19 protein-coding genes are annotated in these 21,536 nt (G+C 72.4%); 9 read left to right on the top strand and 10 right to left on the bottom strand.

What is annotated here, in order from left to right; all coding sequences use genetic code 11:
* The first annotated feature begins 98 nt into the window (after nt 1-98).
* The 4 genes from SOM13_RS10100 (at nt 99) to SOM13_RS10085 (ending at nt 5,857) form a co-directional block, all read left to right on the top strand.
* Nucleotides 99-1,379, top strand: coding sequence for an ABC transporter substrate-binding protein (locus SOM13_RS10100; protein ID WP_320479623.1), 1,281 nt, complete (start codon nt 99-101; stop codon nt 1,377-1,379).
* A gap of 93 nt (nt 1,380-1,472) precedes the next feature.
* Nucleotides 1,473-2,357 (top strand): sugar ABC transporter permease, encoded by an 885-nt coding sequence (locus SOM13_RS10095; RefSeq protein WP_320479622.1) that lies wholly within the window; start codon nt 1,473-1,475, stop codon nt 2,355-2,357.
* Between the two features lie 3 nt (nt 2,358-2,360).
* Nucleotides 2,361-3,263: a carbohydrate ABC transporter permease gene (locus tag SOM13_RS10090; RefSeq protein WP_320479621.1), complete on the top strand. Its 903-nt coding sequence runs from the start codon at nt 2,361-2,363 to the stop codon at nt 3,261-3,263.
* A 2-nt stretch (nt 3,264-3,265) separates the two neighbouring features.
* Nucleotides 3,266-5,857: a glycoside hydrolase family 78 protein gene (locus tag SOM13_RS10085; RefSeq protein WP_320479620.1), complete on the top strand. Its 2,592-nt coding sequence runs from the start codon at nt 3,266-3,268 to the stop codon at nt 5,855-5,857.
* Nucleotides 5,858-5,881: 24 nt separating this feature from the next.
* On the opposite strand, the gene allB is transcribed toward SOM13_RS10085, so the two are convergent.
* The 9 genes from allB to SOM13_RS10040 form a co-directional block, all read right to left on the bottom strand.
* Complete coding sequence (gene allB, locus SOM13_RS10080; protein ID WP_320479619.1) at nt 5,882-7,273, bottom strand: allantoinase AllB; 1,392 nt, start codon at nt 7,271-7,273, stop codon at nt 5,882-5,884.
* The gene (locus tag SOM13_RS10075; protein ID WP_320478367.1) at nt 7,266-8,069 is read right to left on the bottom strand and encodes a YoaK family protein; all 804 of its coding nucleotides are present in this window, start codon (nt 8,067-8,069) and stop codon (nt 7,266-7,268) included. Before SOM13_RS10075 ends, allB begins: the two co-directional genes overlap by 8 nt.
* A gap of 113 nt (nt 8,070-8,182) precedes the next feature.
* On the bottom strand, nt 8,183-8,773 hold the full coding sequence (locus SOM13_RS10070; RefSeq protein ID WP_320479618.1) for a pyridoxamine 5'-phosphate oxidase family protein: 591 nt from the start codon (nt 8,771-8,773) through the stop codon (nt 8,183-8,185).
* A complete protein-coding gene (locus SOM13_RS10065) occupies nt 8,770-9,618 on the bottom strand; it encodes a creatininase family protein (RefSeq protein ID WP_320479617.1) in 849 nt (282 codons plus the stop codon). The genes SOM13_RS10070 and SOM13_RS10065 overlap by 4 nt, the downstream gene beginning before the upstream one ends.
* Nucleotides 9,615-11,018 (bottom strand): FAD-binding oxidoreductase, encoded by a 1,404-nt coding sequence (locus SOM13_RS10060; protein ID WP_320479616.1) that lies wholly within the window; start codon nt 11,016-11,018, stop codon nt 9,615-9,617. The genes SOM13_RS10065 and SOM13_RS10060 overlap by 4 nt, the downstream gene beginning before the upstream one ends.
* A gap of 60 nt (nt 11,019-11,078) precedes the next feature.
* The gene (locus SOM13_RS10055) at nt 11,079-12,257 is read right to left on the bottom strand and encodes an ABC transporter substrate-binding protein (protein WP_192059413.1); all 1,179 of its coding nucleotides are present in this window, start codon (nt 12,255-12,257) and stop codon (nt 11,079-11,081) included.
* A 94-nt stretch (nt 12,258-12,351) separates the two neighbouring features.
* Nucleotides 12,352-13,230, bottom strand: a complete 879-nt coding sequence (locus SOM13_RS10050) for an ABC transporter permease (protein WP_320479615.1) — start codon at nt 13,228-13,230, stop codon at nt 12,352-12,354.
* Nucleotides 13,230-14,009, bottom strand: a complete 780-nt coding sequence (locus SOM13_RS10045) for an ABC transporter ATP-binding protein (RefSeq protein WP_320478363.1) — start codon at nt 14,007-14,009, stop codon at nt 13,230-13,232. Before SOM13_RS10045 ends, SOM13_RS10050 begins: the two co-directional genes overlap by 1 nt.
* 7 nt (nt 14,010-14,016) lie before the next feature.
* Entirely contained in the window at nt 14,017-15,354 is a 1,338-nt protein-coding gene (locus SOM13_RS10040) for an amidohydrolase family protein (protein WP_320479614.1), read from the bottom strand.
* A gap of 226 nt (nt 15,355-15,580) precedes the next feature.
* On the opposite strand from SOM13_RS10040, the gene SOM13_RS10035 reads away from it, so the two are divergent.
* Both SOM13_RS10035 and SOM13_RS10030 read left to right on the top strand, forming a co-directional pair.
* Entirely contained in the window at nt 15,581-16,132 is a 552-nt protein-coding gene (locus tag SOM13_RS10035) for a helix-turn-helix domain-containing protein (RefSeq protein ID WP_192060168.1), read from the top strand.
* Nucleotides 16,129-17,091 carry a PDR/VanB family oxidoreductase gene (locus SOM13_RS10030; protein ID WP_320479613.1) on the top strand — a complete coding sequence of 321 codons (963 nt, stop codon included), beginning with the start codon at nt 16,129-16,131 and terminating at the stop codon, nt 17,089-17,091. The genes SOM13_RS10035 and SOM13_RS10030 overlap by 4 nt, the downstream gene beginning before the upstream one ends.
* A gap of 163 nt (nt 17,092-17,254) precedes the next feature.
* Here SOM13_RS10030 and SOM13_RS10025 read toward each other — a convergent pair whose 3' ends face one another.
* Complete coding sequence (locus tag SOM13_RS10025) at nt 17,255-18,574, bottom strand: amidohydrolase family protein (RefSeq protein ID WP_320479612.1); 1,320 nt, start codon at nt 18,572-18,574, stop codon at nt 17,255-17,257.
* Nucleotides 18,575-18,721: 147 nt separating this feature from the next.
* Here SOM13_RS10025 and SOM13_RS10020 point away from each other — a divergent pair, with 147 nt between their 5' ends.
* From SOM13_RS10020 to SOM13_RS10010, 3 genes are all read left to right on the top strand, one after another.
* A complete protein-coding gene (locus SOM13_RS10020; protein ID WP_192059425.1) occupies nt 18,722-18,967 on the top strand; it encodes a glutaredoxin family protein in 246 nt (81 codons plus the stop codon).
* 93 nt (nt 18,968-19,060) lie between these two features.
* On the top strand, nt 19,061-20,323 hold the full coding sequence (locus tag SOM13_RS10015) for a DUF418 domain-containing protein (protein WP_320479611.1): 1,263 nt from the start codon (nt 19,061-19,063) through the stop codon (nt 20,321-20,323).
* A gap of 148 nt (nt 20,324-20,471) precedes the next feature.
* Nucleotides 20,472-21,449 (top strand): WcbI family polysaccharide biosynthesis putative acetyltransferase, encoded by a 978-nt coding sequence (locus SOM13_RS10010; RefSeq protein ID WP_320479610.1) that lies wholly within the window; start codon nt 20,472-20,474, stop codon nt 21,447-21,449.
* Nucleotides 21,450-21,536: the final 87 nt, after the last annotated feature.

Raw genomic sequence — 21,536 nt, 5'->3', positions numbered from 1 at the left:
CCCGATCGGCCTCGATCGGGTATTGACAAGCCCACTCGGGTCAGTTGATTATGAAGCGCTTCAACTTTTCTGAGGCGCCCACCATTCAAGGAGGAATGATGCCCCGCACCGCTCGCCGTGTTGCCGCCTTCACCGTCGCCGGCCTGACCATCGCCGCTCTCACCGCGTGCTCGGGTGGGGGTTCGGGTCAGGCCGCCACCGAGTTCACCGTCCTCGGCAACGTCGAGAACGAGGTCGTCCCTGCAACGCTTCAGACTCTCGCCGACGGCGCCTGCGCCACCGAGAACGAGGCCATGCCGCTCAAGGTCGAGACCGTCCCGCAGACGAACCTCAACCAGCAGGTCCAGCTCCTCGCCGGCCAGGGCGGTCTGCCCGTCATGTACGCCGTCGACACGAACGAGCTCGTCCAGCAGCTCGACGACGCGGGCTTCGTCGCGCACTTCGACGAGCTGTTCGACGAGCTGGGGGTGGCGGACTCGATCGAACCCGCCGCGCGATCGACCGTCGAGTCGCTCTACGACGGCGAGTTCCTCGTGCTGCCGACCGAGTACAACATCGAGGGCATCTGGTACAACAAGGACCAGTTCGCCGAGAACGACGTGGACATCCCCGAGAGCTGGGACGACGTGGTCGACGCGGCCGCCACCTTCCAGGACGCCGGGCTGACCCCGTTCGCCGCCAGCGGCGAGCAGGGCTGGCCCCTCACGCGCCTCGTCGGCAACCTCATCGAGCGCGAGCTCGGCCCCGACGCCCTCCAGGCTGTGGCCGACGGCGACGCCTCGCTGACCGACCCCGAGTACGTGGCCGCGGCGCAGCAGATCGCCGACCTCGGCGCCGAGGGCTACTTCGGCGAGGGCGTCGGCTCGATCGACTACGACACCTCGATCAACGAGTTCCTGAACGGCAGCTCGCCCATGCTCTACATGGGCAGCTGGGTGCTGAGCAACTTCGCCGACGACACGGCGAACCAGATCGGCGAGGACGCCATCGGCTACCTGCCGTTCCCCGACGTCGAGGGCGGCGAGGGCGACAGCAGCGAGCTCGTGGCCAACGTCGGACTGCCCTTCACCATCAACCCGAGCGCGCTGAACGACGACAGCAAGGCGTGGGTCGCCTGCATCGCCGAGAACTACGGTCAGGTCGCTCTGCAGGACAGCAGCCGGATCTCCGGCTTCACGGTGTCCGGCGACGCGTCGAGCAACGCCCTGACGACGGAGGTGCGTGACCGGATCTCGGAGACCGACACGACGATCCCGTGGTTCGAGGCCTACTTCAGCACGCAGGCGACGACCACCTCGCAGCAGAACGCCGCGCAGCTCGTCACCGGCGCAATCACGGCCGAGGAGTTCATGACGCTCGTCCAGGGCGATCTGGACTAGCGCCTCCCTCCGAGGGGGAGCGGGGTCGCGCCGAGCGCGTCCCCGCCCCCGTCGCGACCCCGACCTCCCTCCCGCTCGCACCGAAGGCCCCTCATGAACCCCCTGCTCGGCGACCGTCGCGCGACCCTGATCCTCATCGGGCCCGCGCTGCTCATCTACACCGTCGTGATGCTCGTCCCGATCATCGTCTCGTTCGGCTACACCCTCACCAGCGGCAACGCCATCACCGGGTTCACCTTCGCGGGGCTCGAGAACTACCAGCGACTCGTGACCGACACCCGGGTGCGCGACGCGCTGCTGCTGACCGTCCGCTACGCCGTCCTCATGACGATCCTGCAGGTCGGCTTCGGCTACCTGCTCTCGCTCCTCTACGTCTTCGTGCTCCGCAAGTGGTCGAGCGCCGTCCGGACCCTGGTGTTCTTCCCGGTCGTGCTGCCGACCGTCGCCGTGGCTCTGCTCTTCCAGCAGATGTTCGCCATCGCGCCGCAGAACGGCCTGGTGAACACTGCTCTCGAGGCCGTCGGGCTCTCGTCCGTCGACTGGTTCGGCGACGGCGGCACCGCGTTCCTCGTGATCATCGTCATGGACGTCTGGCGGTCGATGGGCTTCTACGGCGTGCTCCTCTACGCCGGCCTGCTCGACATCCCCGAGGAGGTCTTCGAGTCGGCCCGCATCGACGGCGCCTCCGGCTTCGGCCTGGTCAGGCGGATCGTCCTGCCGCTCTCGCTGCCCGTGCTGATCTCGTCGCTGATCTTCTCGGTCAACGGCACGCTCAAGGTGTTCGACAGCATCCTCGCCCTCACCAACGGCGGGCCGGGCACGTCGACGAGTCCGCTGACGATCTACATGTTCGACACGTCGTTCCGCTTCGGGCAGTACGGCTACGGCAGCACCGTCGCCTTCCTCCTCACGGTCGTGTCCCTGCTCGTGACCGTCTTCATCTTCCGCGCGAACCGCCGCGACCTCACGAAGGACTGACCGATGACCTCCGTCGACACCACCGTCCCCGTCCCGTCCGCCGCCCGCCGTCCGACGCCGCGGCGTCGTCTCGCACCCCGCCGCCGCCTCGGGCAGATCGTCAGCGGCGTGCTCGTGGCGCTCCTCCTCGTCATCGTCGTCGGCCCGCTCGTCTGGATGCTGCTCGGCGCGTTCAAGACGCAGACCGAGTTCCTGGAGCAGCCCGTCTGGGCGCTGCCCCAGCAGTGGAACCTCGACAACTACGTCTTCGCCTGGACCCAGGGGAACTTCGCCCAGTACGCGTCGAACTCGGTGCTGACGGTGTTCCCGTCGCTGCTGCTCGTGCTGCTGTTCGGCTCGATGGCGGGCTTCGCCCTCGAGGTGCTGGTCTGGAAGGGCCGCGGCGCGATCCTCATCACGTTCCTCGCCGGCATCATGGTGCCGACGCAGATGATCCTCCTGCCGCTGTTCGCCGCGTACTTCCGCCTCGGTCTGACGGGCACGCTCTGGCCTCTGCTCATCACCTACACGGCGACGAGTCTGCCGCTGGCGGTGTTCCTCATGGCGACGTTCTTCCGGGCCGTCCCGCGCGAGATCTTCGAGGCCGCCACCCTCGACGGGGCCGGCCTCATCCGGTCGTTCTTCCTCGTCGGCCTGCCGATGGTGCGGAACGCCCTCTTCACGGTCGGGCTCGTGCAGTTCTTCATGCTCTGGAACGACCTGCTCATCGCGCTGACCTTCACGAACTCCGGCTCGCTCCGCACGCTGCAGGTCGGGCTGCTCAACTTCACGGGCCAGTTCGGCTCGGTGCAGTACGGGCCGCTCTTCGCCGCGATCTGCCTCAACGTCGTGGCGATCCTCGTCATCTACCTGTTCCTGAACAAGCAAGTGCAGAAGGGTCTGACCGCCGGCGCGGTCAAGGGCTGACCATGGGTGCGACAGTCACCGACCTCCGCATCGAGCACGGCGGCCCGGCCCTCGGCCTCGGCACCCCGAGGCCCCGCCTCTCCTGGCGACTCGACGGCCCCCCGGGCTGGAGACAGGCGTCCGCCGAGATCGCCCTCGAGACGGCGTCGGGCGCGACCGAGACGGCACTGCTCGACACCGTCGACCAGGTGCTGGTCGACTGGCCCTTCGCCGACCTCGGCTCGCGCGCGCGCGTCTCGGTGCGGGTGCGCGTCACGGGAGAAGACGGATCCGTCTCGCCGTGGAGCGACCCCACGCCCGTCGAGACGGGTCTCCTCCTCCCCGACGACTGGCAGGCCCGCCCGGTCGGCGGCGCCTGGCCGGAGGAGGCCGGCACCGACCGGCGTCCCTCCCGCGTGCGTCGCGGCTTCCGACTCGACGCGCCCGTGGCCTCGGCCCGCCTCTACGCCTCGGCGCACGGAGTCTTCGAGGCCGAGCTGAACGGGACCCGGATCGGCGACGACGAGCTCTCGCCGGGCTGGACCTCGTACGACACGCGCCTCCGCTACCGCACCTACGACGTCACCGACCTGCTCGTCGACGGCGACAACGTCGTGGGCGCCTGGCTCGGCGACGGCTGGTACCGAGGCCGTCTCGGCTTCAACGGCGGCTACCACGATCTCTACGGCGCCGACCTCTCGTTCCTCGCGCAGCTCGAGGTCGAGCTCGTCGACGGGAGGCGCGTGGTCGTCGCCACGGACGACCGGTGGGAGGCGCAGCCCAGCCCGATCACCTTCAGCGGGCTCTACGACGGCGAACGCCACGACCTCCGGCTCGACGGCGACGCCTGGTCGACCGCGGGAGCCGATCGCGACGGATGGACCCCGGTCGCCCTGGGTCAGCGCGACCCGAGCACCCTCGTCGCCCCCGAGCAGCCCCCGGTGCGCTGCACCGAGGAGGTCCGGCCGGTCGAGCACTGGACCACCCCGCGCGGCACCGTGGTGCTCGACTTCGGCCAGAACCTCGTCGGGCGTCTCCGCATCACGGTCGACGGCGAGGCGGGTCGCGAGATCACCCTGCACCACGCCGAGGTGCTGCAGGACGGCGAGCTCTACCGGCGCACCCTGCGTCTGGCAGCCGCGGAGGACGTCGTGACGCTGCGCGGCGACGGCCCCACCAGCTGGGAGCCGCGCTTCACGGTGCACGGCTTCCGCTACGCCGAGATCACGGGCTGGCCGGGCGAGTTCGACCCGGCGGCCGTCGTGGCCCGCGTGCTGCACACCGACATGGAGCGGACCGGCTGGTTCGCTAGCTCCGACACGGGCCTGAACCGCCTCCACGAGAACGTGCTCTGGAGCACCCGGGGCAACTTCGTCGACATCCCGACCGACTGCCCGCAGCGCGACGAGCGCCTGGGCTGGACGGGTGACATCCAGGTGTTCGCGCCCACCGCCTCCTTCCTGTTCGACTGCTCGGGGATGCTGGGCTCGTGGCTGCAGGACCTCGCCGTCGATCAGCTGCCCGACGGCACCGTGCCGTGGTTCGTCCCGCGGATCCCCGGCGGCCCGTCGTGGGAGCCGATCGAGCCGGGCGCGGTCTGGGGCGACGCCGCCGTGCTGACGCCGTGGACGCTCTACGAGCGGTTCGGCGACGCGGGCGTGCTGGCCCGGCAGTGGGACTCCGCGAAGGCGTGGGTCGACCTGATCCTGTCGCGAGCGGGAGAGGACCGCGTCTGGGACGAGGGCTTCCAGCTCGGCGACTGGCTCGACCCGGCCGCCCCGCCGGACGACCCGGCCGACGCGCTCACCGACCGCTACCTCGTCGCCACGGCGTACCTGCACTGGTCGACCCGGCACCTGGCGCAGACGGCCGGAGTGCTCGGCAAGACGGGCGACGCCGCCCGGTACGGCGCGATCGCCGAGGAGGTGCGCGAGGCCTTCGTAGGCCGCTACACCGACGGCCGCGGTCGGACGACGAGCGACGCCCAGACCGCCTACGGGCTCGCCCTCGAGTTCGGGCTGGTCGACGGCGAGGAGGCGCAGGCCGGGGGAGACCGCCTCGCCGAACTGGTGGCCGAGGCCGGCAACCGCATCGCCACGGGCTTCGCCGGCACGCCGGTCGTGGCCCCCGCGCTGACCCGCACCGGGCACGTCGACCGCGCCTACGACATGGTGCTCGAGCGGTCGTGCCCGTCGTGGCTCTACACGGTCGACATGGGCGGGACGACGATCTGGGAGCGCTGGGACAGCATGCTGCCCGACGGCACGGTCAACCCGGGCGAGATGACCAGCTTCAACCACTACGCCCTCGGCGCCGTGGCCGACTGGCTGCACTCGACGGTCGCCGGGCTCGCGCCGGCGGCGCCCGGGTGGCGGCGGGTGCGATTCGCCCCTCGCCCCGGCGGCGGTCTCACGCACGCGTCGGGCCGGCATCTGTCGCCCTACGGCGAGGTCTCGTCCGCGTGGCGGATCGACGGCGGAGTGTTCCGGTTGGCGGTCGCTCTGCCCGTGGGGACGACCGGCGAGGTCTCGCTGCCCGACGGCACCACCGTCGAGGTCGCGCACGGCCGGCACGAGTTCCACTGCGACCTGCCGACGACCGGTGAGGCGGCCTGACCGCCGCCTCCCCGGCGTCGGGGGTCAGCTCCGGCGGAGCAGGCGGGCAGGAGGCGCGTCGGAGTCCACGATGGCGCCCGCCACCCAGGTCCCCGCGACGGCGCCCATCAGCGACGCGCCGTCGAACGCCGACACCGGATTGCGGTGCCGCAGCGCCGACGCGTCGACCGTGAACGGCGTCTCGGGCGCGAACGCGACGAGGTCCGCCGCCCCGCCGACGGTGATCGAGCCCTTCGAGGCAGCAACCGCACTGAGCCCGACCAGCGCGGCCGTCCCCGACGACATCCAGCCGACCACCGTCTCGAGCGCGATGCCCCGGGCCCGAGCACCCGTCCACACCGCCCGGAAGCTCACCTCGAGACCGGCGATGCCGCCCCAGGCGAGGTCGAACGAACCGTCGCCGGCGAACTTCAACGCCGCCGTCGAGGGGGAGTGGTCGGATGCGACGATGTCGATCGTCCCGTCGACCAGCGCCTCCCAGAGCAGTTCGCGGTTGCGCTCGTCGCGGATCGGCGGGCAGCACTTGTACTGCGTCTCGCCGTCGCCGATCGAGCCCGCGTCGAAGGTCAGGTAGTGCGGGCAGGTCTCGACCGTCAACCGCAGACCCTCGGCCTTGGCCGCCCGGATCGCCGGCAGCGCCGACGCCGACGACAGGTGCAGCACGTGCGCCCGCCCACCGGTCTCGCGCAGCGCCTCGATCACGTGGTCGATGGCGGTCTGCTCGACCGCCTCGGGGCGCGACCGGACGAAGTCGTCGTACACCGCGCCTCCTGCGGTGATCTCGAGCGAGGCCGCGGCGGCGTCGAGCTGCCCCGGGTCCTCTGCGTGGACGATCAGCAGACCGTCGAAGGCCGTCAGCTCGCGCAGGGCCTCGAACAGCTGCGATGTCGACAGGTGCGGGAACTCGTCGACGCCCGACGGAGAGAGGAACGCCTTGAAGCCGAACACCCCGGCCTCGTGCAGCGCTCGCAGATCGCCGGTGCCGAGGTTCGACGGGATGACGCCGCCCCAGAAGCCGACGTCGACGACCGACTGCGCGGCGGCGGCGGCCCGCTTCAGATCGAGCGCCTCGACCGTCACCGTCGGCGGGATGCTGTTCAGCGGCATGTCGACGATCGTCGTCACGCCGCCGGCCGCGGCGGCGCGGGTGGCCGACGCGAAACCCTCCCACTCGGTGCGACCGGGCTCGTTGACGTGCACGTGGGTGTCGACCATGCCGGGCAGCAGCACCTGATCGGGCGGCAGCAGACGGTCGTCGTCGACGCCGGTCGTGGCGAAGGGCGCATCGACGGGACCGATCGCGGCGACGACGCCGTCGCGCACGGCCACCGCGGCAGCCCGCCAAGCGCCGTCGACGAGCACCCGCTCGGCGCGCAGCACGAGATCGAAGGGAGCGGAGGCGAGCGGCTCAGGCACGGGTGCCCTCCGCGGTCGGGGCGACCCGCGCCTCCTCGACGGCGGTCCCGGGCGAGGCGGTCCCGGGCGCGGCGGTCTCGGCGGCCGCAGCGGCCTCCGCCTCCTCCGCCTCGAGCTCCTTGCGGCGCTTCCGCAGCAGGTGACCGGCGAGGGCGACCAGCAGCGTCAGCCCGCCGGCCGCCCCCATGCCGATGCCGATGTGCACCTGCAGCAGCAGGGCCCCGACCCCCGCGCCGATCAGGATCATCAGCACCGCGAGCACCCGCCGCGGGAAGTTCTTGCCCGTGCCGCCGGCCAGCTTCGACTCCGATGCGAGCCCCACGATGGTCGACGTGACGACGACGGTGGTGACGTCGGCGACTGCGAGCTTGCGCGCCGCCGCGGCCTGCAGACCCATCGCCGCACCGAGCAGCCCGGTGATGGTGAACGCCCACGGCGACCCCTCGACCGGCAGCACGACGAAGCACGACACCCCGAGGCCGAGCAGCACCGTGCCGGTCACCGAGAACGCGATCGTGCTGCGACCCGACCAGCCCGCGCGAGCCGAGCGCAGCATCGCCCCGCCGATCGCCGCGCCGATCATGAACGCGACGAGCGCGACGATCGGGCCCACGATCGGCAGCCCGTCGGCCTGCGCGATCGCCATGCCGAGGATGACCACGTTGCCGGTCATGTTCGCCGTGAACACGCGGTCGAGACCGAGGTAGCCGACGGCGTCGATGATGCCGGTCGTGAACGTCAGCGCGAGCATCATGAACAGGTGCATGCGCGCCTGATCGGCACGGAACTTCTTCACGGGGGTCCTTTCGTCACGGCACGGTGGTCCGATTCTTCCAGCCGAGGAGGCGCGGGTCGGCATGATCCGCCCGTCGCGCGGGTCGGACGCCCGGCTCGGGCCCTGTGGGGGGATCAGCCGGCGCGGTACTCGTGCGCCCAGCCGCCGGGCCCGAGCGACCACTCCCGGCGCCGGCTCGCGGTGTCGGGCGCGCTGACCCAGAAGGTGAGGCGGGTCGGGCGGACGACGAAGCCCGTCCAGCCCGCCGGCTGCTCGAACCCGTCGGCGTGCTCGCGTTCGAAGGCGTCCCAGCGTCGGCGACGCTCGTCGAGGGGGAGGGCCGCGAACTCGTGCGAGTTCAGCCAGGCGAGCTGCTGCAGGTAGGGCGAGCGGGCGGCGTAGGCGCCGGCGAGGGCCGCGTCGTCGGCGGTCTCGGCGCGACCCCGCACCACCAGCTGCCGGGTGAACCCGGGCCAGAGCACGGTCATCGCCACCAGAGGCCTGGCCGTGATCTGCTCGACCTTGCGACTCGCCGCGTCGGTGTGGAACGCGAAGCCGTCGCGGTCGAACGAGCTGAGCAGCACGGTGCGGGCGTCCGGTGCGCCGTCGACGTCGACCGTCGAGAGGGTCACCTGCGGGCGCTCGGGGTCGTCGTTCGGCGGCAGCCACTCGGCGGCGAGCTCCCAGGCCTCGGCGGGCAGCGGGTGGCTCGCGGTGCCGGTCACGCGCCGAAGCCGACGGGCCCGGGCGCCGGCAGGTGGCGGAACCGCGCGATCTCGGCGAGCGACGCGACCCCCTTGCGCAGCGCCGTCTCGTAGAGCTCGGCGCCCCACTCGGCGGTCGCCCCGCTCGCGTCGCCGACCACGCCGGCCGGGCCGAAGTCGTCGCTCAGCCAGCCGAAGTGCACCGGCCCGCCGTTGAACTTCACGTAGTCGAGGTCGATCATGTGGTCGGGAATCCACCGGGCGGCCTGCGTCATGTCGACCAGGTCGGGTCGCAGGTGCAGGATCATCGACGTCTCGCTGTGCCCGCCGTGCACGCCGAAGCCGTGCTCGTCGGGCCCGTTGACGCCGTCGCCGGGCGCCATGCCGGTGCCCATCAGGAAGGTCCGCAGCCCGAACCGGCGCCGCAGCTCGCGCAGGGCGACCTGCAGCAGCGCGATGTTGCCGCCGTGCCCGTTGTAGAAGACGAGGGTGCGCGCCGGGGTCGCGGCGACGGACCGGCCGATGTCGACCACGGTCTGCAGCAGCGTCTCGGCGGTCAGCCACATCGTGCCCGGCGCCCAGTGGTGCTCGTCCGACTTCGTGTAGGCGAGCGACGGCAGCAGCCAGACGTCCTGCCCGTCGGCCGCCGCCTCCTCGACCACGGCTCGGCCGATCATGTCGGCCATCAGCCAGTCGGTGGCGAGCGGCAGATGCGGCCCGTGGTGCTCGATCGCGCCCGTCGGCAGCACGATGATGCTCTCCTCGGTCAGCGCGGCCGCCGCGGCCGGCCCGCTCAGCTCGATCAGGTCGCGCGAGCGCCGCCCGGGGGCCGAGGAGGCGCGGGTGACGTCGTCGAGGCGGCTCACGAGACCTTCACCCCCGTGTCGATGCCGAGGCGTCCGGTGGGCACGGCGTGCCCGCCCTTCACGCCGGTGTCGGGGCCGCCGACGGTCGCGGGGTCGACGAGCTTGCCCGGGTTGAGCAGCCCCTCGGGGTCGGTGGACGCCGCCAGCTCGCGGGTGCGCGCCGGCTCGAAGTCGACGAACCACTGGTGCGGGTTGTGATAGCCGACGCCGAGCGCCTTGAGCTTCGCGAAGCCCGCGTAGACGTCGGCGGCGGTCGTGTAGACGCCGGCCAGCATGCCGATCGGCCGACCGTGCTGCGACTCGATGTGCAGCATCCCGCCCTCGTAGACGGCGTGCACCTCGTCGATGCGGTCGACCAGGGCGTCACCCGAGACCTCGACATGGAAGTACCGGTCGGGGTAGGCCTTCTGCAGCCACTCGATCGGGTGGTTGTACGACATCATGCTGATCTTCATCGAGGTCTGCGCGCCCTCGCGGACGTCCTCGACGCGGCCCCCCGCCTCCTCGACCATCCGCGTGGCGAGCTCGACCGTGGCGACGTCGAGGATGGCGCGGAGGCTCACCCGCCCGGCCGGGATGCCGGGGTCGGCGGGCAGGGCGTCGGCCAGGGTCGGCAGATCGGCGCTGACCAGCCGCGGCGTGGGCTCGAGGCCGGCGAACGGGCGGATCAGGCTCAGAGCCTGCTCGAACGTGTCGAAGCTGGCGAAGAAGCCGCGCCAGTCCTGCAACGGCTCGAGCTGAACCGTGGCGCGCGCGATGATGCCGGCCGTGCCGTAGTTGTGGACGTAGGGCTGGGCGTCGTCGCCCTCGACGTGCACGAGTCGCGCCTCGGGGGACGCGTGCACGACGTCGAGCGCCGTGACGAAGCCCGAGCTGTTCGAGCCGTGCTTGATCGACCCGGTGCCGCCCGAGCCGCCCGACAGGAACCCGCCGAGCGACGACTGCGCCGTCGACGGATACATCAGGATCTGCTGACCCGTCTTGTTCGCGGCCTGTTCGAGGGCGACCATCGTCGCACCCGCCTCGGCGGTGATGACGCCGTCGCCGACCTCGACGATGGCCTTGGCGCGCGTCATGTCGAGCACGAGCCCGCCCGACATCGGGATCGCCTGGCCGTAGTTGCCGGTGCCCTTGCCCCGCGGGGTGACGGGCACGCCGTGGCGCACCGCCGCGGCGACGACCTCGGCGATCTGCTCGGCGCTCGCCGGGTAGGCGACCAGGTCGGCGAGACCGAGCGGCAGCTGCTCGCTGATCACGGGCGAGAGCCGCGAGCCGTCGAGCGACGCCTTCTCGCGGGCGGCGAGCTCGACCGAGACTCCGCGCTCGCCGAGCAGGGTGCGGAGCTCGCCCTCGAGGGCGACCAGCGCCTCCTGGGCTGCCGGGGGACGGATGTCGTTCATGGTGCGTCCTGTCTGAAGAAGGAGGGGAGGGGGCCCGGCTCGCACCGGGCCCCCGGGTGATCAGAAGCCGAGGCTGATCGAGTCGTCCAGGAACTCGTTCGTGTACAGGTCGGACGGCACCAGGCCCTCCTTCAGCGTCGAGCCCTGCTTCTCGAAGATCTCGGTGTCGAGGTCGATGACCGTCTGCATGCGCTCCTCGTCCATGTCGCCGACGTAGCCGTTGTCGCCGTCGGTCGCGATCTTCAGCTCCTTCATCTTGTCGACGGCGTACGCGGCGACGTCCTCGTCGTAGACCCAGCCGGTGTCGTACTGGTCGACCAGGTCGACGATCTTCTCGTTCGTCGCGTCGGGCGAGGCGAAGTAGTCGACGTCGGCCTGCTGCAGCACGGGCACGAGCTTCTCGAGGCAGGGGCTGAGCTCCTCGAGGTCGCCGGTGCGCACCGACATCGCCTCGGGGTAGATGGGGTAGCCGGTGTCGTTGATCAGCTGGTAGTCGAGCGGCTTGCCCCAGGCCGAGACCTGGTTCTCGTAGACGAACGGCTCGGCCGTCGCGAAGCCCTGCTGCGCGTCCTTGCCCTGCGCGACGACGAACTTCGCCGGGGTGCCGTCGTAGCTGCCGTCGGCGACCGACTCGGGGAGGATCCCGTTGCCGACCAGGTAGTCCATGTACGCGGCGCCGCCGAAGTAGCGGACGACCCCGCCGTCGGCCTCGAGCTCGGTGCCGAGCTCCTCGATGGTCGACACGTCGGGGTAGGTCTCCGGGTCCCACATGATCATCTGCGGCGAGATGTCGTTCTCGGCGAAGACGGCGGTGGTGGGCAGGTCGGCCGAGTTCTGCACGGCGACGTCGGTGGTGACGTAGCCCATCGTGATCTCGTCGTCCTGGTACATCTGCGACGGCACGGTGTTGAAGCCGATGGCGGGGCCGCCGGCGCGGATCTCGACCTTGACGCCGGTGGGCTCGCCGCCGATCACGAGATCGCTCGAGACCGACTTCTGGTCGGCGTCGACGGTGTAGTCGTCGCCGAGCAGCTGGTACGCGTGGCCGTGCTCGGCCTCGGGGTTCCAGTCGGTCTGGATCACCACGGTCGCCGGGCAGACGCCCGAGAGGTCGACGGCCGAGCCGGCGGCGGCCTGCGGGGCGGCGTCGTCGCTCGAGCCGCTCGAGCAGGCGGAGAGCGCGGCGGCGGTGACGACGACGAGGCCGAGCGCGGTGAGGGTGCGGGAGGTGCGGGGCATGGGGTCTCCTGTCGGGGGTGGAGCAGGGGATGGTGCGGGGCTGTGTGCGGGAGGTGCGGAGGGAGGAAGAGGGGAGGAGCCGAGGAGGCGCGGGTCAGTTCGCGCTGTACCAGCGCCCGATCGCGAGGCGGCGGAGCCAGCCGAAGGCGACGAACACGACCACGCCGAGCACGCTGGCGACGACGATGGCGGCGAACATCTCGGCGCCGTTGAGGCGCTGGTTCATCACCGAGATGAGCACGCCGAGGCCGCCGTCGCCGCGCTGGAAGAACTGGTCGGCGACGATGGCGCCGATCACCGAGAGCCCGGCCGAGTTGCGGAGTCCGATGAAGATCGACGGCAGCGCGGCGGGGAACCTCAGCTTGGTCAGCAGGGTGAGACGCGAGGCGCCCTGCAGCTGGAAGAGCTCGCGCTGGCCCTTGTCGACCGACTGCAGGCCGAACAGCGTGTTCGACACCATGGGGAACAGCGCGAACATGACCGTGACGATGATCCGCGACGGCATCTCGTAGCCGAAGAGCGAGCCGATCAGGGGCACGAGCGCGAGGATCGGGATGCACTGCAGCACGACCGCGTAGGGGAACAGCGCGCTCTCGATCCAGCTGGCCTGCACCATCAGCACGGCCCAGGCCATGCCGATCACGATGGCGATCGCGAGGCCGATGACGGCGATCAGGGTCGTGTTGCCGAGCGCCTCGAGCAGGTCGGGTCGGAAGTCGCCGTCGAAGAGCAGCGCCTCGACGACCAGGTGCGGGTACGGCACCAGGAACGGCAGACCGCGCACCTGGTCGTAGTACGCGGCGACCCCGTAGCCGACGCCGATCAGCGCGAAGAAGACGACGATCGGCAGCACGATGTCGCGGACGCGCGTCGCCCGGGGCGACGCCTGGCGACGCGGCGGCTTCGGCCCCGAGAGGCGGGTGGCCGTCGTGGCGGCGGGCTCGGTGCGCGAGACGCGGGTGTCGACGGCCATCAGTTGTGCCCTTCTCGGAGTGCGTGGCTGACCTCGCCGACCAGTTCGGCGAACTCGGCGGTGAAGCGGATCTCGGGGTCGCGGGGCATCGGGAACGGCACGTCGAACTCGCCGACGATGCGACCGGGGCGGCCCGACATCACGACGACCCTCGTCGAGAGGTAGACGGCCTCCGACACCGAGTGGGTGATGAACAGGCCCGCGAAGCGCTTCTCGACGAACAGCCGCAGCAGCTCGTCGTTCAGACGCTCGCGTGTGATCTCGTCGAGGGCGCCGAACGGCTCGTCGAAGAGGAACAGCTCGGGGTCGAGGGTGAGCGAGCGGGCCAGCGACGCGCGCATCCTCATGCCGCCCGAGAGCTCCTTCGGCAGGTTCGACTCGAACCCCGAGAGGCCGACGAGGTCGATCGACTCCTGCGCGGCCGCCCGACGCGTCGCCTTGGGCGCCCCGTTCAGCTCGGCGAGCAGCTCGACGTTGTCGCGGACGCTCCGCCAGGGCAGCAGCGTGGCGTCCTGGAAGACGTAGCCGATGCGGTCGGTGTCGACCTCGGCGCTGCCGTGCGACGCCTGCTCCAGACCCGACGCGATGCGGAGCAGCGTCGACTTGCCGCAGCCCGACGGGCCGACGACGGTGACGAACTCGCCCCGGTCGACGGTGAGGTCGACGTCCTGCAGGGCGACGGTGCCGTTGGCGAACCGCATGGCGACGTCGCGGAAGTCGAGCAGCGTGTCGACCCGGGTCGACGTCGGCGGGGCGACGGGAGGGCTGGCGATGGTCATGATCGGGTCACCGGGTCTCTGCGAGGGTCGGGCGGGGCGAGGAGGGAGACGTCGGGGGTGCCGCCGACGTCGCGGCGGGCGACGTCGCGCTCGCCGACGTCGTGGTGGACGCCGTCGCGAGCGCCGCCGCGGGGTCGGCGACCTCGCGGGTGACGCGGCTCTCGGCGACGAGGCGACCGGCGTGCACGACGTACCGGTCGGCCGGGGCGTTCGCGACGACGTCGGCCAGCGAGGTCGCGCGGACGGCGAGCAGCTCGGCCCGCGCCCCGGCCGTCACGCCCGCCGGGGGCAGCGCCATGACCGATCGCGCCGAGTCGCTGACGGCGGCGTAGGCCTCGTCGATCGTCAGGTGGCCGGCGGTGACGAGCAGCATGGCCGTCTCGAGGGCGTCGCTGCGGCCGAGCGGGTTGAACGGGTCGCGCACGTTGTCGGCCCCGGCCGCGAGTCGGACGCCCGCGTCGAGCAGCGGCCGCAGCGCGGTGAGCCCCCGGGGCGTCGCGACGGGGTGGTCCCAGCCCTGCAGGTACAGGTTCGTGATCGGGTTCGCGATGATGCCGATGTCGGCCGCCAGCACGGCGGCGACGATGTCGTCGCGCTGCGCGACGGGCATCGACCCGAGTCGGCTGCAGTGCCCGGCCGAGACGCTCGTCGTCCAGCCGACGACCCGTCGGGCGAACTCGTCGAGGGTGACGGCCCCGTCGAGGCTCTCATCGGTGTGCAGGTCGACGCCGACTCCGCGGCGCTCGGCGATGTCGAGGAGGCGGTGGAGATCCCCATGGGGATCCCTCGCCAGGTGGGGCGCGCCTCCTACGAGGTCCACCCCGAGATCGAGCACGGCCTCGACGTCGGAGTCGGGGGAGTCCTGCGAGGCGAGGGCGACGATCTCGACGTCCATCAGCCCGCGGAGCTCGTCGCGCACCCGCACGAGCGCCTCGGCCCCGCGGGTCGGCCCGTCGCCGAGCAGCACGTCGACGTGGGTGCGGACGGCCGTGGTGCCCTGGGCGAGCATCGCGAGCAGCTGGCGTCGGGCGCGATCGGCGATGTCGTCGACCGTCATCGTGGCCGCGTAGACGCGCCATGAGGCGATCGCGAGCTCGAGGTCGCCCATCGGCGGGCGGATCGCGTCGAACGAGAGGGCCTTGTCGAGGTGCGCGTGCGGCTCGGCGGGCGCCGTGAGCAGCACGTGGCCGGCGAGGTCGAGGGTCTCCGACTCGGGGGCTGCGGGCGCCGTGCCCGCCGCGACCACCGCCTCCACGGTGTCGCCCTCGATGAGCACGTCGACCACGTCGCCGCTCGGCAGGGTGGCGTTCCGCAGCAGGGCGAGCTGGCGGGGGAGTCGGGTCACGGAGGGCCTCTCGGGTCGGGCTGGCGATCAGGTGGTCGACGGGGCAGAATGTTGATGGCGTCAACATGCGTCAATCTAAGGAGTGCTCGTTTCCGACAGATGACGCGACCGTTTCGCCGTGTAAATTGCTCGGATCGAGCACCGGACCCCGTGGTAGACCTCGTCAGACCACCCGACCCAGGAGGCCCCCGTCACGTCCCTCGACGCCCCCGTCGATCAGCAGGCCCTGGCGGTCGGCGGTCGGATCCGCGCCCTCCGCCGCGCTCGCGGGCTGACCCTCGTGCAGCTCGCCGCCGAGGCTCAGCTGTCGCACCCGTTCCTCAGCCAGCTCGAGCGCGGGCTCGCGAGGCCGAGCATGGTGTCGCTCGAGCGCATCGCCCGGGCGCTCGGGTCGAGCCAGGTCGAGATCCTCGCCGCGGTCGACGACCGACGCGCCGCCGACGGGCCGGTCGTGGGCTTCGTGGGTGCCGCCGACGGGTCGACCGGGCGCTACGGACAGGCCGCCGCGCGCCTCCTGACCCCGTCCGACCGGCCGTTCCGGGTGATGGAGATGTCGGGGGCGAACCTCGATCCCGGCGACTTCTTCGTGCACGCCGAAGACGAGTTCGTGCACGTGGTCGCCGGGCGGCTGCGGGTCGACCTCGATGCCGAGGGCGCGCGGGTTCTGGCCGCGGGCGACTCGCTGTACTACGGCGGCGGCACCCGCCACCGCTGGAGCGCCGTCGGCGACGACGGCTACACGCTGTTCGTCGTCAAGCAGAGACCGGAGCCCGTGTGACCGCCCCGACCCGACTTCCCGAGACCGCGCTCGACGCGGTCGTCACCGCCCGCACCGCCGCGGCCGACGCCGTCGACCTGTTCGAGTTCGCCGCGCTCGACGGCTCGCCCCTGCCCCGCTGGCAGCCCGGCGCCCACATCGACGTGGCCCTGCCGACGGGCGAGGTGCGGCAGTACTCGCTCTGCGGCGACCCGGACGCCGACGGGTGGCGCATCGGCGTGCTGCGCGAGACCGACGGACGAGGAGGCTCGGCCTGGCTGCACGAGAATGTGGCCGTCGGTGACACGGTCCGCCTCGCGGGCCCCCGCAACCACTTCGAGTTCGAGCCCCGTCGCGGCACGTCGTACGTCTTCGTCGCCGGCGGCATCGGCATCACCCCGGTGTCGGCGATGGCGCGGGCCGCGGCGGCGGCCGGGGTCGACTACGTGCTGCACTACGCCGGGCGGTCGCGCTCGACGATGGCGCTGATCGACGAGCTCGTCGCGCTGCACGGCGACCGGCTGCGGCTGCACGTCGCCGACGAGGGCGACCGGCTCGACGTCGACGGTCTGTTCGCGTCGATGGCCCCGTTCACGACGACGTACTGCTGCGGGCCCGAGCGGCTCGTCGAGGCGGTCGAGACCGCGGGGGCCGGGCGGCAGGTCGTCGTCGAGCGCTTCGAGGCCAAGGCCGTCGGCGAGCCGGTGCGGCACGAGTCGTTCGAGGTCGAGCTGGCGGAGTCGGGGCTGACCGTCACGGTGCCGCCCGACCGCTCGGTGCTCGACGTGGTGGAGGAGGCCGGCGTGCTCGTGCTGTCGAGCTGCCGCGAGGGCACCTGCGGAACCTGCGAGACCACCGTGCTCGAGGGGGAGGTCGACCACCGCGACTCGATCCTCACACCCGACGAGCAGGCCGCCGGCGACCGCATGTTCGTCTGCGTCTCGCGCGCCGCCTGCGCCCGCCTCGTGCTCGACCTGTAGCGGCGCGCCGCCCCGCCCGCCCCCGCCAGCCCCCAGCCTCGGCCAAAAACCGCGTTCGCGAAGATCAACCGCGATATATCGCGGTTCATCTTCGCGAACGCGGTTCCTCGGCGAGTCGGTGCGTGCGGGGCGGTGCGGTGCGGGCGGCTCCGCCTCCGGCGCGTCAGCGGGCGAGGCGCGTCGCCAGCGCGACGACGAGGTCGCGCTCGTCGGCGGCGACCAGCCGCCCGCCCTCGACCACGCGCCTCCCCGCCACGTACACGTCGCGCGGTCGGCGCCCCGGCGCCGCCCAGAGCAGCCCGGCGACGGGGTCGGCGACCCCCGCGTCGGCAACCCCGGTGACGTCCCACAGGCAGAGGTCGGCCGCGGCGCCCGGTCGCAGGTGCCCCAGCTCGGGTCGTCCGAGCCCTGCCGCCGAGCCCGCCGTCGCCAGGCCCAGCATCGTGCGCGCCGCGATCGGCGGCCCCACGAGCGGTGCGACCTGCATCGCGAGCCGCGCGTCGGCGAGCAGATGCCCGGCGTCGTTGCTGCCGCCCCCGCTCGTGCCGAGGCCGACGGGCACTCCGGCGGCCAGCAGGGCGGCGACCGGGGCGATGCCCCAGCCCATCGGCAGGTCGCACCCCGGGGCGTGCGTCGCGCTGACGCCCGCGGCGGCCAGACGGGCGATCTCGCCCGGCTCGACGGCGCAGAGGTGGGCGATCGTGACGTCGTCCGCGAGCCAGCCCCATTCGTCGAGCAGGTCGAGCGGGCGTCGTCCGTAGCGCTCGAGGGCGATGACGACGTCGACCTGCTCGTTCGCCTGGGTGCGCCTCCTGAGCCCGTGGCGGGCGGCGACCTCGCCCAGCAGCTCGAACGTCTCGCGGCCGTCGCTGTGCACGCCGGCCGGTCCGACGGCGACCTGGAGCATGCCGTCGTCCGAGACGCCCCCGGTCGGGATGCTTCCGGAGGCGCGGGTCAGCAGGCCGCGCACGATCGCCTCCGCCGAGCCGGCCGCCGTCTGCGGATCGTCGCGCGCCGAGCCGCGCACGAACACGAGTCGCCCCCCGAGCGCTCGTGCCGCCTCGGCGACGGCCCGGGCGATGGCCACCGTGTCGGCGGCGGAGACCGCCGGCACCGGCCAGTTCAGGTGGTGGTCGGCCACGGTCGTCACCCCGCTGAGCAGACCCTCGGCGACGCCGACGGCCGCGGTCGCGGCGACGAGCGACGGAACGATGCCGGCGGCGCCGTAGGCCCCGGCCATCGCGGGCAGCCAGTCGGCCATCGGGACCCCGCGGGTGCCCGGCAGGGTGCGGAACCCGCTCTGCAGCAGATGGTGATGCGCGTTGACGAGGCCGGGAGTGACGACGCAGCCGCTCGCGTCGAGGGTCTCGGTGACCTCGCCCGACGAGCCGTCGACGATCACCCCTCCCTCGACGAAGAGGCTGCCTGTGGTCTCGGTCTGGTCGTCGACGACGATGCGGGTGGCGCCGGTGATCTCGAGCATGGGGCGTGTCTAGCAGCGACGTGTGTCGGGGACGTTACCCGCGCCTCCTCGGCCCGACCCGCCGGCTGCCGCGTGACGGAGCCCGCGGACGGGTGTCTCCGCCGGTGTCCCAGCATGCCCTCGGAACCGAGGCTTAGAATCACGCTCATGTCTGACAGTGCCCCCGACCGCATCCTCATGTTCGGCGCCGAATGGTGCCGCGACTGCCGTCGCTCGAAGGCGCTGCTCGACTCGCGCGGGGTCGAGTACGACTACGTCGACCTCGAGGCCGTCGCCGACGGCGCCGATCGCGCCTACGCCGTGAGCGGTCGCACGAACATCCCCGTCGTCGTGTTCCCCGACGGCACGCACCTCGTCGAGCCGACCGACCCGGAGCTCGCGGCCAAGCTCTGACCGGTCCTCCCCAGGCCGCGCGGCCTGCGCGTCGTCCCCATCTCCCTCTCCCGGCGGTGGTGTCGCACGGTCGCGCTCGGCCAGGCTGATCGCATGAGCACCGACCTCTCGCCGAAGCCGCCGCCCGTCGCGTACAGCGGGCCGGTGTCCGCGTCCGAACGCTTCGTCGCACCCGATCTGCTGAGGGGCGTCGCGCTGCTCGGCATCGCCCTCGCGAACTCGGTCTACTACATCGTCGGCCGCACCATGGGTCCGCTGGCCCGACCCGTCGACGGCTCGACGGGCGACCACGTGGCCGACGTGCTGGTCGGCACCTTCGTCGACAACCGGGCCTTCCCGCTGTTCACCCTGCTCTTCGCGTACGGCTTCACCGTGCTGATCCGCCGACAGGCCGAGCGGGGCGTCGATCGGGGCCGAGCGCGGTCGCTGCTGCTGCGGCGCAGCCTCTGGCTGATCGTGTTCGGCGCGCTGCACATCGTGCTGCTCTTCGAGGGCGACATCCTGCTCAGCTACGGCGCCCTCGGGCTGGTGCTCGCGGCGATGTTCGCCGCGAGCGACAAGGTTTTCCGGGTCGTGGGCTGGTCGACTCTCGTCGTCTTCGTCGTCATGGCCGGGGTCGACGGCCTCGGCGGCGGTGCGGGCGACACCTCCTGGCTCCCCTTCGATCAGCGCACCGTGCTCGGCGACCTCCTCTGGCGGGTGATCGCCCTCGCGGGGCTCGTCTTCACCGCGCCGTTCACCGTCGCGATGCTGCTGCCGCTCGCCGCGATCGGCACCCTGCTCGGCCGCCGCCGCGTGCTCGAGCAGCCCGAGCGGCACGTCGTGCTGCTGCGCCGACTGACGCTCGTCGGGTTCCCGATCAGCATCCTGGGCGCCCTGCCGCTCGTGCTCGCCGCCATCGGCTTCTGGCAGCCCGGCGAGGGGCTGCTCTACCTGCTCGGCATGCTGCACGGCACGACGGGCATCGCAGGCGCTCTGGCATTCTTCGGGCTCGTCGGCTGGTGGGCGGCGCGGCGTGCCGAGCGCGCCTCCTCGGGTGCCGGGGCGGCGGGGCGCGCAGCCGAGCCCGCCGCGGGGTCCGTCGTGGGGCCTGGAGCGCAGCCGGGCTTCGTGCTGTCGGCCCTCGTCGCGGTGGGCCGTCGATCGCTCACCTGCTATCTGCTGCAGTCGGTGCTCTTCGTCGTGCTGCTGAAGCCGTGGGCGCTGGGGCTCGGTGTCGAAGCGGGGACGCTGCGCGTGGCGCTCGTCGCCGTCGGCGTGTGGCTGGCCACCGTGGTCGTCGCCGTGGTGCTCGAGCGCACGTGGACGCCGGGGCCGGCCGAGCGGCTGCTCCGTCGGCTGAGCTACGGTCGCTGACCTCGACGCACCCGGTGCCGCACCGGGTGCCGGGCATCCGACGTCCGGGCCCGACCGCGACGCACCGGGCGCCGCACCGGGTGCCGGGTGCCCGACGTCCGGGCCCGACCGCGACGCACCCGGCGCCGCACCGGGCCATGCTGGGACGGTGACCGACTCCTCTCCCTCTGCCGCGCCTCCTGCGCCTCCTGCGCCTCCGGTCGACGCGGACCCCCGCGCGCATCACTACGGCGTCTTCTACTCGCTGGCGGAGGGCCCGGCCGACGACGTCGCGATCGTGGTCGGCAACTGCCAGGCCGAGAGTCTGCGGCAGATGCTCGAGGGGCCGGGCCTCGCGACGATCCGCATCCCGGCGGTGCACGAGCTCACGGCGAGCGACCTGCCGTATCTGCGGTACTGGCTGTCGCGGGCGGCGGTGCTCGTGTCGCAGCCGGTGCGCACCGACTACCACGGCATGCCCCTCGGCACGGCTCAGCTGGCCGCGCTGCTGCCCGCCGGAGGGCGCGTGCTGCGCGTGCCGGTGATCCGCGTCGCCGGGCTCTACCCGACCCACGCGATCGTCCGACCGCCGAGCGACACGTCGCTCGTGCCGCCCGTCGTCGAGTACCACGACCTGCGGGTGCTGATCGAAGCGGCGATCCGACGCGAAGGAGGCGCGGTGCCGGCAGCCGGAGTCGCCGCCCGCCTCGACACGAGAACCGTCCACACCATCGCCGACGAGTCGCTCGACCAGCTGCGCCGCCGCGAGGCCGCGAACGAGACCGTCGTGCTGTCCGACCTGTTCGAGCGCCCCTCGTTCGACCAGATGCGCACGCTGAACCACCCCGGCAACCCGGTCTGGAGTGCGGCCGCGACGCGGGTGCGCGCCGCACTCGGTCTGCCCGAGCACGTCGTCGATCCGGGCCGGCCGCTGCTCGACCGCGTGCACGCGCCGCGGGAGGCGGCCGTGATCGAGGCGTTCGGCCTCGATGCGTCGCCGACCGACCACTGGGTCGTCGACGGCGCGTCCGTCTCGACCGACGAGGTCCGCGCCGCCCATCTCGCCTGGTACGCGGAGCATCCCGACGCCGTCGATGCGGGTCTCGCACGGCACGCCGGCGCGCTCGCGACCCTCGGCCTGCGCTGAGGAGGCCGTCGGGCGGCGGTCCGCCGGGCGCCGGGCGGACGTCGGTCGGGCGTCGGTCGGGCGCCGCCTGGCCGGCCGCCGCCTGGC

This window comes from Frigoribacterium sp. CFBP9030 (assembly GCF_034045195.1).
Taxonomy (GTDB): domain Bacteria; phylum Actinomycetota; class Actinomycetes; order Actinomycetales; family Microbacteriaceae; genus Frigoribacterium.
This window is presented reverse-complemented; position numbering and strand designations above follow the sequence as displayed.